Below are 12,221 nucleotides of genomic sequence, written 5' to 3'. Positions count from 1 at the left end.
CCGGGGGACGTACCGATGGACACGACCGCACTTCGCAGCGCCTACGAGAAGTTCCTCGACGTGGCTGAGGCACCCGACCTCGGGGAGGCCGCGGACGGAGGCTGGAACGCCGACCAGGTGCTGGCCCACGTCCTCAGCGTCGACGCGGCGACCGCCGCCGTCGCACTCGGCGTCGCGGCCGGCGCACGCCCCACCTTCGACAACCGGATCAGCCTCGACCACTGGAACCTCGACCGGATCATCGCCGAGCACTCCGGCAGGGCCGGCCTGATCACCCACGTCCGACAGCAGGCGGCCGTCCTCTGCGACGTCGCCGATCAGCTCAGCGATCGGGCCGCCGCGGTTCTGGTGCCGTCGTTGCTCATGTCCGGCGGCGAGCTCCTGCTGGACCAGCCGGTCGCGCTCGGTGCTCTCGTCAACGGTCTGGCCGAGAACCACGTTCCGGTGCACATGCGGCAGTTGGCCGATCTGCGGCCTTGAGCCTCGCTCAGCGACGAGGCTTGTGGAGATCGGCTGGATCGAAGGTGACAGAGATCGTGCCTGCGACGAGCACGGGCTCCTGATTGCCCGGTGCCAGCGTCACGACGTCGGAGTACACACCGCCGTTCAGCCGGTGGCAGTAGATGACCGGCCCGTCCGCGACGTCGAGCTCGACACGCCAGTAGGCGGGCACGCCGGCAGCGGCGAGAGCGGCGGGCTTCTCCAGCCGGTCGCTCTTCTTGGTGGACGGGCTGACGATCTCGACCACCAGGGCGACGTTCGCGACGTCAACGGACACGGTCTCGACCCGCTCGGTCGTCACCACCACGTCCGGGATGTAGCCGAAGTGCTCGCCGACCCTGACGCCGATGGCAGTCAGCGCCTCCATACCCGCTGAGGCGACGGCGTCGTCGAGGATTCGCGCAAGCCTGTCGCCGACTCGCTGGTGTTTGGCCGCTGGAGCGGGGGTCACGACGAACCGCCCGTCGACCAACTCGATGCGACGGCCCTCTTGGGGGTCAAGGCTCTCCCAGTCGTCCAGCGTGTAGCCGTCCAGACGCCGCGCGGTGGTCAATGCCTCACCCCTTGACTGGCTCTCTGACTCCGGTCGACCCACAGTTTCAGTGTGGCACGTGCGCCCGCCATCGCCACAGCAACGACGAACCACGAGAACCGACGCTAGAAGGCAGAGGCCTTCCAACGCCAGTTGCTCAGACCGATCAACCAGAACGTGTGAGCGCTTGGAGAAACCCCAAGTCAGCAGACAGGCGCGAGCGGAGTCGTCTCGTCCGGCCCCGCCCGCCGGCGCCACCGGTCCAGCTTCGCGTGCTCGGTCAGCGAGATCAGCGTCTCCCGCACGGAGAGCCGCACGCGGGGATCGCAGTTCACCACCGGCACGTCGGGCGAAATGCCCATTCCGCGGATGATGGCCTTCACGTCCGACCGGACCGAGGAGTGCACGTTGTTCAACGCGAGCACGTAGGGGATCCGGTGGTCCTCGAAGTACCGCATCGCGTCCACGGAGTCCGCGGGGCGCATGACGTCGAAGAGCACCACGGCACCCACGGCGCCGCGCACCACGTCGCCCCAGCCCGCGCGCGGGTCCTGCCACTGCGGTGCCACGAAGAGGTGCAGGGCGAGGCCCGGGTCGAGCCACACGCGGCCGAACTGGATGCGCACCAGTTCCGTCACGGCGCCCGCGCGTTCCGGCGGGAGTGCATTCATCGTCAGGAGATCGTTCTCCACGATGGACCTGATGAAGGTGCTCTTGCCCACGCCGAAGCCACCGGCGACGACGATCTTGGCCGAGGTCAGCTCCCGACCGGGTGGCCCAGGAGGGCCGAATTCGGGAAATCTAGAGCCGACGTAGTCCACTAAGCACTCTCTCCATCAACCCGAGGTCCGGCGTGTCACCGCCTGCGGAAGCGGTCTGGTGCACGTCCACCAGGCCTCGTTCCGCCATGTCACCGAGCAACACCTTCACGACTCCCAGCGGGAGGCGCATCAGTGCGGCCACTTCCGCGACGGATCGCGGTGAGAGGCACAGCTCGACGACGCGTTGGTGCTCAGCCTGCAAGATACCTGCAGACTGCCGACTCTGATCATTGGCGGAGACAAGTGTCTCGATCTCGAGGTCGATGTTCGACCGAGTGCGCCCACCCGTCCAGGCATATGCACGAACGATCGAGGCGTCCTGAGCCTCCTGGAAGGAGGACTCGAAGGCCCTCACATCTTCTTGCGGTACAACGGGAGTCGCTTCCCGCACGGGCTCCTCGTCCGGCGTGGGCGCCCGCTTTCGGCCCGAATCCAGGGAGAACCCGTTCATCAGGTCGGCGAACGTCTGCTCGGCGGGCGTTTCAGCCCGCTTGCGCCGTCGATGCGCGTCAGGGGAGGAACTCATGGATCACCTCACGCTGTGCAGCTGCGCTCGCAGTTCGGGGGTGAGGATCTGGCCCACCTGCTCGACGACCACGGTCATCTCGTAGGCGACTTGACCGACGTCGCTGTCGGGGGCGGCGAGTACCGCCAGGCAAGACCCGTCTCGAATGGACATGAGGAGCATGATCCCGTAGTCCATCTCGATCACGGTGCGCAACACTCCGCCACCTTCGAAGCATCGCGAGGCGGCCATGGTGAGGGCCGCGACGCCCGACGCGATGGCGGACAACTGGTCGGCGCGCTCCGGCGGCAGACCCGTCGACTTGGTGAGCAGCAAGCCGTCCACCGAGATCACGATCGCGTGGGCGACACCGGCCACGCGATCGGTGAAGTTCGTGATCAACCAGCCGAACTGGTCGACCTGGCGCGACTGAGGCGTGCTCATGCCTTCTCCCCGTTGTACTGGCCGTTCCCCTGGCCGTTGCCATTCCCGCCGCCACCGAGCGGCGCCTGGCGCAGGCCCGTCTGGTAGCTGGCGAGAAAGCCTCGCGCCCGTTCCGGATCGCGCTTCTGGCTCACAGCGGGCCGTGCGCCGTTCTCGGACTGTTCCGCGAGGTCGGGGAGCAGGTTCTTGCGCGGCGCGCGTTTCGGCAACCCGGCATCGGTCTCCCCTGCGTCGGTGGCGGGGTCCCCGGCCTGTTCCCAGACCGTCCCCCCGGGCTTCTTGCCGAACCAGGATGCCACTACCGACGGTGACGACGCGGGTGAGGGTCCGGGGTTGGTCCGCGCCGGCGAACGATCACCGTTGACCGGTTCGCCCGAAACCAGGCCGCCCCTGAACCAGGACGACGTCGTCTCACTCGGTGACTCGGGCGGCACACCGTTGTGCTGTGCCGAAGCGGGCCGGGGTGTGCGCTGGGGCAGCGACTCGTCGATCGCGGCGCCGCGGAACGACGACCACTCGGCGGACTCGCGCGGGCTGTCGATGGCCGGCGCGGGTGCGGGTGGCGGCGCCAGGTTCGGCGTCTTCACGACGACGTGCGGCTGCTTGGGGAGGGCGGGCTTCGGCTGGGGCAGCGCGGCGTGCCGCGGCTGGGACGGCGCCGGGGCCTCCGCGTGCGTGCGCACCAGCTCCGCGGGCACGAGGACGAACGCGCGCAGGCCTTCACGGCCCTCTCCCGCGCCGCGCAGCCGGACGGTGATGCCGTGGCGGCCCGCGAGCCTGCCGACGACGAACAGGCCCATCTGACGCGAGACGGGCACGTCCTCCTCGGCGCCGGTCGAGAGCCGCTCGTTGGCCTCGGTCAGCTCTGCCGGGCCCATGCCGATGCCCTGGTCGGCGACCTCGACGAGCACGGCTCCCTGCTGGTCGATCCGGGAGCCGATCATGACCTGGGTGGTGGGCGCGGAGAACGCGGTGGCGTTGTCCAGCAGCTCCGCGACGAGGCGCACGAGGTCGCTGGCCGCGTAGCCGACGATCTCGACCGACGGCGTCGACTTCACGACGACCCGCTGGTAGTGCTCGATCTCGGACGCGGCGGCGCGCAGCACGTCCGCGAGCGGGACGGGCTGGTGGAACCGGCGGGCGACGTCGGTGCCGGACAGCACCATCAGGTTCTCGTTGTTGCGGCGCATGCGCGTCGCGAGGTGGTCGAGCTTGAACAGGTTCGCGAGCTGCTCGGGGTTCTCCTCGTGGCGCTCCAGCTCCTCCATGAGCTTGAGCTGGCGCTCGACGAGGCCCTGCGAGCGGCGCGACAGGTTGACGAAGATGTTCTTCATGCCCGACCGCAGCGACGACTGCTCGACCGCGCCTCGGATGGCCTGCTCGTGCACGGCGTCGAACGCGCGGGCCAGCTGGCCGAACTCCTCGCTGGTGTGCACGGGCACCGGTTCGATCTCGGTGTCGGGCTTGCGGTCGGCGCGGATCGCGGCGACGACCTCGGGGAGGTGGTGGTGCGCCACGTCGAGGGCGGAGCGGCGCAGCTCGGAGAGCGAACGCAGCAGGTAGCGGCCGATGACGAAGCCGAGCGTGCCGGCGATGAGCAGCATCGCGAGCAGGATGACCGCGGCGGCACCCGCCTTGTTGGACGTGTCGTCCTGCAGGGCGCCGGCGGTGTTCGCGAGCTCGTCCTGCAGTTCGCGGACGACCTGCTCCATCAGGCGCGCGGTGGTGCCGGAGGACTTGTTCCAGTCCTCGACGGCGATGCCGAACTCCTGCGGCGGCTTGGGCTGGCCGGGACGCGTCGGGGGCGGCGGGGTGCCCTCGGGCTGGGTGAGCGCGCGTTCCACGAGGGCGGAGCGGTTCGCGACGGCGGCGCCGGTCACGGTCTGGTCGTAGATGCGGCGCTGTTCGGTGGTGCCGATGGCCTGGAAGTCGTTCAGGCGGTCCTGCAGGCGGATGTCGGACTGCTCCAGGGCGCGGATCTCGGGCGCGAGGAGCTTGCCGCGGCCGATCCCGGCCAGCACGAACGCGTGCTGCAGCGAGACCTGCTCCTGCGCGATGACCATGTTGTGCAGCGCCGTCGCTGTGCCCGTGATGGCGTTGTCGTTGAACTGGCCGACGAGCGCCTGCTCGAAGTCCAGCAACGACTTGATGATCGCGGTGTAGCCGTAGGTGCCGCCGGACGGGTCGCCGCCGTCGCCGCCCTGCGCGACCTTCTCCCGCAGGTTCTTGAGCGTCTCCAGCTGACCGCCGACCTCGGCGAAGCGCTGGCGGGAGACGTCGCTGACGCCGTCGGTGCGGTCGATCCGGCGGCGCACGGTCGAGGCGGCGTTGTCGGTGGCGCTGATCTGGTTCTGGTAGGCGCCGACGCCGGACCCGCTGGTGGTGCTCTGCGCGGCGAGCGTGCGTTCCTGCTGGACGCTGGAGATCAAAGGCGCGAGATCCGCCCTCAGCCGCACCAGGCCCTGCATCTGCACGTAGTTGTTCGACCGGTCGACGTAACCGGAGATCTGCAGTGCGCCCGCGCCGACGGCCACCGCCACCGGGACGAGCAGCACGACGCCGAGCTTGACGGGCAGGCGCCAGTTGCGCCAGTCGCTGATCTTTCTCCACTCGACATTCACGAAATGATCCCCAAGGCGCGTTCGAAGTGCCCCACTATCGGCTACCTCCTGGCCTGGTGAATCCCCGCGAGTCGATGTCCCCCGCAGCTCGATATCTCCGTCAGCCGTATCGGGTGTGAGCGGATAGTAGGCCAGACAGCGTGACGCGACAACGACCTAGGGCGTGCACGATCGATCACCCAGGGTGACGCTGGACCTTTTGGGGTGGTCCTGCGGGTTTCGGGGATTGACTCAACGCCACGCGTGGTTACGCTTGCGCCTCCCCACCCCGGATCGGACGCGCTGTGTGCGCGGAGCCTCGCCGGGCACTCCCCGTAACGAATGCGAGCGGTTGATGACGAAGGCGCTGCCCTCCGTGTCACGCCCGGCGACCCCCGGTTTCGCCACCTTCGACGAGCCACATCACTCATTGCTTATCGATGGTGACGGTGAGCCCGATTTCGATGCCATCCAAACGAGTGAGGATTTCCTCGCCCTGAAGCGCCGGGTGAAGCGCTTTATTCTTCCGGCGACGCTGCTGTTCCTCGCTTGGTACGTGACTTTCGTATTGCTTTCGGCTTACGCCGCCGAGTTCATGAGCACTCCGCTGTTCGGAACCGTGAACGTCGGCTTGACGATGGGATTCCTCCAGATCGTGACGACCGTCATCATCACAATGGCGTACTCGCGCTACTCCAAGCGGAAGCTCGACCCGCAGGTCGACAAGGTCCGCGCGCTCGTGGAAACCGACGAGGAGCTGGCGTGACCGGGGCGAACACCGCGATCAACCTGTCCGTCTTCGGCATCTTCGTGCTGCTGACGCTCTACGTCGTCTACCGCGTGTCGACGCGGAACGTGAGCGCGTCGGACTACTACGCGGCGGGCAGCAGTTTCACGGGCACGCAGAACGGCATCGCGCTCTCGGGTGACTTCCTGTCCGCGGCGTCGTTCCTGGGCATCTCCGGCGCGATCGCCGTGAACGGCTACGACGGCTTCATGTACTCGATCGGCTGGGTCGTCGCCTGGCTGATCGGTTTGATGCTGATCTCGGAACGGCTGCGCAACACCGGCCGTTTCACCATGGGCGACGTCATGGCGTTCCGCATGCGCCAGCGCCCCGTGCGCGCGGCCGCGGCGAACTCGACCCTGGTCATCTCGCTCTTCTACATGATCGCGCAGATGGCGGGCGCCGGCGGACTGATGGCGCTGCTGCTGGACGTGCACAGCAAGATCGGCCAGGCCATCATCATCGCGGTCGTCGGCATCGTCATGGTGCTGTACGTGCTGGTCGGCGGCATGAAGGGCACCACGTGGGTGCAGATCATCAAGGCCGTGCTGCTGATCCTGACGGTGTCGCTGCTGACGATCTTCCTGATCGGCAAGTTCGGCTTCGACTTCTCCTCGATCCTCGACCGCGCGACGCAGCGGTCACCGCTGGGCGAGGCCGTCCTCTCGCCGGGCGTGAAGTACGGCGCGTCGGACCTGTCGAAGATCGACTTCATCTCGCTGGCCCTGGCCCTCGTGCTCGGCACCGCGTCTCTCCCCCACGTGCTGATGCGCTTCTACACGGTGCCGAACGCGCGTGAGGCGAGGAAGTCCGTCGTGTGGGCGACCTGGATGATGGCGATCTTCTACTCGTGCACGCTGGTCATCGGCTTCGGCGCCATGGCGCTGGTCGGCACGGACAAGATCACCAATGCTCCCGGTGGCGAGAACTCGGCCGCGCCGCTGCTGGCGTTCCAGGTCGGCGGCACGGTCCTGCTGGGCATCGTCTGCGCGGTGGCGTTCGCCACGATCCTCGCCGTGGTCGCGGGTCTGACGCTGACGGCGTCGGCGTCGTTCGCGCACGACGTCTACGCCAACGTGATCAAGCACGGCGAGGCCGACCCGCGCGACGAGGTCCGCGTCGCGCGCATCACCGCGGTGTGCGTGGGCGTGCTGGCGATCGTCGGCGGCATCGCGGCGAACGGCCAGAACATCGCCTTCCTGGTCGCCCTGGCGTTCGCCCTGGCCGCGTCCGCGAACCTGCCGACGTTGCTGTACTCCTTGTTCTGGAAGCGTTTCAACACGCGCGGCACGCTGTGGAGCATCTACGGCGGCCTCACGTCGTGCGTGCTGCTCATCATCTTCTCGCCCGCGATCTCCGGCTCGAAGTCGTCGGTGTTCCCGGACGCCGACTTCGCGTTCTTCCCGCTGTCGAACCCCGGCATCGTGTCGATCCCGCTGTCGTTCCTGGCCGGGTTCCTGGGCACGATCATCGGCGGCGAGAAGGCGGACGCGGCCAAGCAGGCGGAGATGGAGGTGCGCGGCCTGACCGGCATCGGCTCAGGTCTGCGCTAGCAGGTCCTCGACCGCCTTGTTGAAGAGCGCGGGGCGTTCCAGGTTCGGCATGTGGGCGGCGCCGTCGACCACGACCAGCGTCGAACCCGGAACGCGCTCGCTCATGTACTCGGCCGCGCTGACCGGGGTGTACTCGTCGTCGCTGCCGACGATCACCAGCGTCGGCACGGTGATCGCGGTGAGCGTCTCCGTGTAGTCGGGCCGTTCCGCGCGGCCCCGCAACGCCGCTGCCGCGCCCTCCGGTGGCGCGTTGTGCATCAGCCCCGCGACGAACTCGCCGATCTCCGGGTTGTGCGGCGCCACCATCTTCCACTTCACCTCGTCGGCGTAGCCGGACATGCCCTCGCGCAACAGGCGGTCGGCCATGTCGTTGCGGATGCGGCGGCCTTCCTCGGTCTCGGCCTGCGCGAACGTGTCGGCCAGGATGAGGCCCCGCAGGCGTTCGGGGAACGTCCGCGCGAACTCCATCACGATCTGCCCGCCCATCGAGAGGCCGCCGAGCACGACCTCCTCGATGCCGAGGTGATCCAGCAGCCCCGCGATGTCGGCGGCGAAGACGTCCAGCGGCGTGATGCCGGGAACGACTGTGGTCTCGCCGTACCCGCGCAGGTCCGCGGCGATCACCCGCAGGCCGTTCGCGCTGAAGTGCTCTACCTGCGGGCCCCACATCGTGCGGTCGAAGGGGTGGCCGTGCACCAGCACCAGCACGGCGTCGCCGGTGCCTTCGTCGTCGTAGCCGATGCTGATGCCGTTGACGTTCGCGGTGGTCATGATTCGACCGTAGCGCGGACTACGAACGAGAGGCGGCTTCCTGGATGACCTTGCTGAACCGGGAGGCGGCCTCGCCGGTCGTGAGCTTGAAGCCCAGCGACGGCTCGGTCAGCTCCAGCTCGAGCAGCAGCGGTTCGCCGCCGGGACCCTCGACGACGTCCACGCGGGCGTAGAGGAAGTCGCTGCGCCGCAACGAGAGCAGCTGCGCGGCGACGTCGAGCACCTGCTCGGCGAGGGCGACCTGGCTCGGCGACGGCTCGATGCTGCCCAGCCGTTCCTCGACGTAGAGCCCCGACTCGGCCTCGGCGAGGCCCTGGGCCAGCATCGGTCCTTTGTGGAACGAATGGGAGTACTCGCCGGCGAAGAACACCAGCGCCGTCTCACCTTGAGCGTCCACACTGGACTGGTACGGCTGCACCAGCGCGGTGACACCGAGGGCTTCGAGGTGCGCGCGAGCCGCTGCGTGATCGGTGAACCGGCCGGCACCGCGCGAACCCGCGCCGACCGCCGGCTTCACCACGAACTCGCCGTCCGGGAAGACCGGCTCCTCCCCCGGCCGCACGACCGCGGTGGGCACGACGGGGACACCGTGCGCGGCGAGCTCGGCCATGTACGACTTGTCGATGTTCCAGCGGATCACCGGCAACGGGTTCGCGAGGGTGGGCACGCTGGAGCACCACGCCAGGAACTCGTCCAGGTGGTCCGGGTAGTCCCAGGTCGTGCGCAGGACCACGAGGTCGGCCTCGGCCTCGCCGCCCCACGGCCGCCACTCGACGTCGACGCCGTCGCGCTGGAGGGCGGCGACGAGCGACTCCTCGTCGCCGTCGCCCAGGGGCAGCCGGTCACACGAGGCGAGCACGACCTTCATGACTGCATCGTGGCCATCTTGCGGCGGTGGGCAGGGCCGATCTTGGTGGCGGCGGTGGTCTCGCGGTCCCATTCGGCCTGCTCGACGCCGTCCGCGGCGTCGACGGCCTTGGTGGCGGACTCGACGTCCTTCGTCATCACGTCGCCCATGGCGCCGTCCGCGCCGACCAGCACGATCCGCGCGCCTGCCCGGCCGATCGGTTCGACGACGGCCCTGACCGGCGTGTCCGCCCTGCCGTGGGCCTTCACGAACTCGGCGATGCGCTTCTGAGTGGTGTGATCAGACATCCCCACACTGTAAAACCAGCGGGTAGCTTCGGTCGGGTGACCACCGACACGCTCACGTCGTTCCTCTCGTGGTACTTCGACCACCACCCCGCCCACGCGGCTGGAGTCGGCTCGCTTCCGCACTACTCGACCTTCGGGGACTTCTCCGCGGCGGCGTTCGAGCAGCGGGCCAGGGAGCGGGAGACCTGGCTGGCGAGGCTGGAGGCGACGCCGGCGTCGGTGGACCGCGACCTCGCCGTGTCGGTGCTGCGCGGAGCGTCGGCGATGGAGACGTGGCCGGGCTGGCGCCGCGACCCGCACGAGTACACCGGGATGATCTTCTTCGGGCTGCTGGGGCCGTTCCTGCACGGGTTGCTGCCCGAGGCCGAGCTCGTCACGTCGACCGTCGCCAAGCTGCGCGAGGTGCCTTCGGTGCTCGCCGCCGCCGAGGCGAACCTCGACGCGTCGCTGGCGTCGTCCCTGGTCGTGCTGCGCACGCTCGGCCAGGTGCGGACGGGGCGTGCGTTCCTGCTGGACCAGCTGCCGCAGCAGGTGTCCTCGCCCGAGCTGCGCACGACGCTGGCCGCGGCGGCCGTCCCCGCGGCCGACGCGTTCGACCGGCACGCGGTGTTCCTGGAGGACCTCGCCGTGCGGGCCGGGGGCGACTGGCGGATGGGCGAGAAGCTCTACTCGGCCCTGTTGCAGGACAAGGAGTTGCTGGGCTACGGAGCACCGGAGCTGCACCAGCGCGGGCAGGACGCCTACGCGGAACTGGAGGCCGAGCTGGTCGAGCTGGCGGGGTCGCCGGACTGGCGCGCGGTGATGAGCTCGTTGCAGGACGACCACCCGCCGACCCTGGAGGCGATGCGCGCCGAGTACGAGGCGGAGACCTCACGGGCGCGCGCCGCGCTGGTCGAGCATTCGCTGGTGACGATGCCCGAAGGCGAGGACTGCCAGGTGGTCGGGTCGCCGCCGTTCCAGCGTGCGCTCATGTCGGTCGCGAGCTACCTCGGGCCGCCGGCGCTGACCTCGAAGCGGACCGGCTTCTTCTTCGTGCCGTTCACGCCCGACGGAGCGTCGGACGAGCAGATCACGCAACGCCTGCGCACCAACTCGCGGTCGCAGCTGCCGACGATCTCCGTGCACGAGGCCTATCCGGGCCACCACTGGCACTCGGCGTGGCTGGCCGCGCAGGGGCCGGCGCACCCGCTGCGCAAGGTGTTCCGGACGTCGTACTTCTCCGAGGGCTGGGCGCTGTACTCGGAGAAGCTGCTGCGCTCGGTCGGGTACTACACGACGCGGGGCGCTCTGATGAGCCACGTCGAGGCGCGGCTGTTCCGGGCGGCGCGGATGATCGTCGACACGGCGTTGCACTGCGGCGACATGACTCCCGCCGAGGCCGAGTCGTTCATGGTGGCGCGCACGGCCCTGACGCCGGGCACCGCCACCGGCGAGGTGAAGCGGTACTGCGCGTGGCCGACGCAGGCACCGTCGTACCTGACCGGGGCGTTGGAGATCGACCTGATCCGCGACGAGTACCTGACGGCGGGACTGGGGTCGCTGCGCGACTTCCACGACCGGATCGCGGGGTCCGGCGCGCTGCCGCTGGGGCTCGCGCGCCGGGTCGCCTTGGGCGAGAACTAGACGAGCCTAGGCAGCCTTGTAGGCGTTGCCCGCCGCGGTCAGAGCGGTACCGGTGGACAGTCCGGTGGGGCTGGTCTTCGTGGACAGGGTGAACCACGAGTACCGCTCCACGAAGGACAGTCCGTCGAGCATCCTGGTCGAGGCGGTGATGAACGCGGTCTGCTGCTGCTGGCTCGGGTAGACCGCGCGGCCGGAGCGCCAGTCGATCAGCGCGTACTCGGTGAGCCAGATCGGCTTCTTGTAGCGGTTGTGGACGTTGCGCAGGTACGACTCCAGGTGCCCGGTGGCGGCGGCGGAGAAGTCCTGGCCGTACCAGTGGATCGGGATGAAGTCGACGCGGAGGTTGCGCGCCTTGGCGCCCGCCATGAACCGGTCGAGCCAGCCGCCCGCGACGTCACCGCCGAACGCGACGCCGGGGGCGCCGAGCCTCAGGCCGGTGCTCTGCAGGCGTGGCCACAGGTCGAGTGCGCGTTCGACGGTCAGGTTCGCCTGGCCGGCCATGTCGGGTTCGTTGAACCCCAGCAGTTGCCGGCCGTTGGCCTTCGCCTTGTTCAGCTCGGCGTCGGTGACACTGGCCGCGCCCCAGATCATCGGGACGAACTCGGCGTTGCTCTGGATCCCTCGCCGGTCCGAGGCCCAGGTGTAGTACCAGCGGGCGTCGAGCGCGGTCATGGCGGCGCCGGCCGGGCCGGGGTCGTCGGCGGCGTTCACGCCCTTCTTGGCGGAGGCGGCGTGGGATGGAAGCGCTCCCACCAGTAGCAGCAACGCGATCAGCAGCAGGGATGTTTTTCGCATGGACCGGTCATAGCAGGGCCGCGCGCTGTCTGTCACCGTGGTAGCACCGTACGTAGCGAGCAAGCTGCGGCGGGTGCCCTCATGCTGGAGGACCGCGGTGGGTTCCCATTCGGTGGGAGCGGGAACATCGGGGT

13 protein-coding genes are annotated in these 12,221 nt (G+C 69.0%); 4 read left to right on the top strand and 9 right to left on the bottom strand.

The window, feature by feature from the left end:
• The first annotated feature begins 15 nt into the window (after window positions 1-15).
• A complete protein-coding gene (locus tag DFR72_RS25990; RefSeq protein WP_090067052.1) occupies window positions 16-480 on the top strand; it encodes a hypothetical protein in 465 nt (154 codons plus the stop codon).
• Window positions 481-487: 7 nt separating this feature from the next.
• Here the strand turns inward: DFR72_RS25990 and DFR72_RS45695 are convergent, their stop codons facing one another.
• The 5 genes from DFR72_RS45695 to DFR72_RS25970 all read right to left on the bottom strand — a co-directional run bounded on the left by DFR72_RS45695 (window position 488) and on the right by DFR72_RS25970 (window position 5,424).
• Window positions 488-1,054 carry a Uma2 family endonuclease gene (locus tag DFR72_RS45695; protein WP_170176396.1) on the bottom strand — a complete coding sequence of 189 codons (567 nt, stop codon included), beginning with the start codon at window positions 1,052-1,054 and terminating at the stop codon, window positions 488-490.
• 182 nt (window positions 1,055-1,236) lie between these two features.
• Window positions 1,237-1,854, bottom strand: coding sequence for a GTP-binding protein (locus DFR72_RS45690; protein WP_170176395.1), 618 nt, complete (start codon window positions 1,852-1,854; stop codon window positions 1,237-1,239).
• Entirely contained in the window at window positions 1,835-2,305 is a 471-nt protein-coding gene (locus tag DFR72_RS25980; RefSeq protein ID WP_211335536.1) for a DUF742 domain-containing protein, read from the bottom strand. The genes DFR72_RS45690 and DFR72_RS25980 overlap by 20 nt, the downstream gene beginning before the upstream one ends.
• 78 nt (window positions 2,306-2,383) lie before the next feature.
• Window positions 2,384-2,803: a roadblock/LC7 domain-containing protein gene (locus DFR72_RS25975; RefSeq protein ID WP_090067049.1), complete on the bottom strand. Its 420-nt coding sequence runs from the start codon at window positions 2,801-2,803 to the stop codon at window positions 2,384-2,386.
• On the bottom strand, window positions 2,800-5,424 hold the full coding sequence (locus tag DFR72_RS25970; RefSeq protein ID WP_090067048.1) for a nitrate- and nitrite sensing domain-containing protein: 2,625 nt from the start codon (window positions 5,422-5,424) through the stop codon (window positions 2,800-2,802). Before DFR72_RS25970 ends, DFR72_RS25975 begins: the two co-directional genes overlap by 4 nt.
• Before the next feature lie 334 nt (window positions 5,425-5,758).
• On the opposite strand from DFR72_RS25970, the gene DFR72_RS25965 reads away from it, so the two are divergent.
• Both DFR72_RS25965 and DFR72_RS25960 read left to right on the top strand, forming a co-directional pair.
• Entirely contained in the window at window positions 5,759-6,169 is a 411-nt protein-coding gene (locus DFR72_RS25965; protein ID WP_090067047.1) for a DUF485 domain-containing protein, read from the top strand.
• Window positions 6,166-7,743, top strand: coding sequence for a solute symporter family protein (locus tag DFR72_RS25960; protein WP_090067046.1), 1,578 nt, complete (start codon window positions 6,166-6,168; stop codon window positions 7,741-7,743). Before DFR72_RS25965 ends, DFR72_RS25960 begins: the two co-directional genes overlap by 4 nt.
• Here the strand turns inward: DFR72_RS25960 and DFR72_RS25955 are convergent.
• Genes DFR72_RS25955 through DFR72_RS25945 form a run of 3 tightly spaced genes read right to left on the bottom strand, consistent with a single transcriptional unit; the run spans window position 7,729 to window position 9,669 of the window.
• Window positions 7,729-8,514, bottom strand: coding sequence for an alpha/beta fold hydrolase (locus DFR72_RS25955; protein ID WP_090067045.1), 786 nt, complete (start codon window positions 8,512-8,514; stop codon window positions 7,729-7,731). The two genes, DFR72_RS25960 and DFR72_RS25955, sit on opposite strands and share 15 nt — an antisense overlap.
• Window positions 8,515-8,533: 19 nt before the next feature.
• Window positions 8,534-9,382 (bottom strand): ATP-grasp domain-containing protein, encoded by an 849-nt coding sequence (locus tag DFR72_RS25950; protein ID WP_090067044.1) that lies wholly within the window; start codon window positions 9,380-9,382, stop codon window positions 8,534-8,536.
• On the bottom strand, window positions 9,379-9,669 hold the full coding sequence (locus DFR72_RS25945; protein WP_090067043.1) for a hypothetical protein: 291 nt from the start codon (window positions 9,667-9,669) through the stop codon (window positions 9,379-9,381). Before DFR72_RS25945 ends, DFR72_RS25950 begins: the two co-directional genes overlap by 4 nt.
• Window positions 9,670-9,705: 36 nt before the next feature.
• Here DFR72_RS25945 and DFR72_RS25940 point away from each other — a divergent pair, with 36 nt between their 5' ends.
• On the top strand, window positions 9,706-11,292 hold the full coding sequence (locus DFR72_RS25940) for a DUF885 domain-containing protein (RefSeq protein ID WP_090067042.1): 1,587 nt from the start codon (window positions 9,706-9,708) through the stop codon (window positions 11,290-11,292).
• 6 nt (window positions 11,293-11,298) lie between these two features.
• Here DFR72_RS25940 and DFR72_RS25935 read toward each other — a convergent pair whose 3' ends face one another.
• Window positions 11,299-12,087 (bottom strand): glycoside hydrolase family protein, encoded by a 789-nt coding sequence (locus tag DFR72_RS25935; protein ID WP_090067041.1) that lies wholly within the window; start codon window positions 12,085-12,087, stop codon window positions 11,299-11,301.
• Window positions 12,088-12,221 lie beyond the last annotated feature (134 nt).

Origin of the sequence: Lentzea flaviverrucosa (genome assembly GCF_003350445.1) — a bacterium.
Classification (GTDB): Bacteria; Actinomycetota; Actinomycetes; order Mycobacteriales; family Pseudonocardiaceae; genus Lentzea; species Lentzea californiensis.
This window is presented reverse-complemented; position numbering and strand designations above follow the sequence as displayed.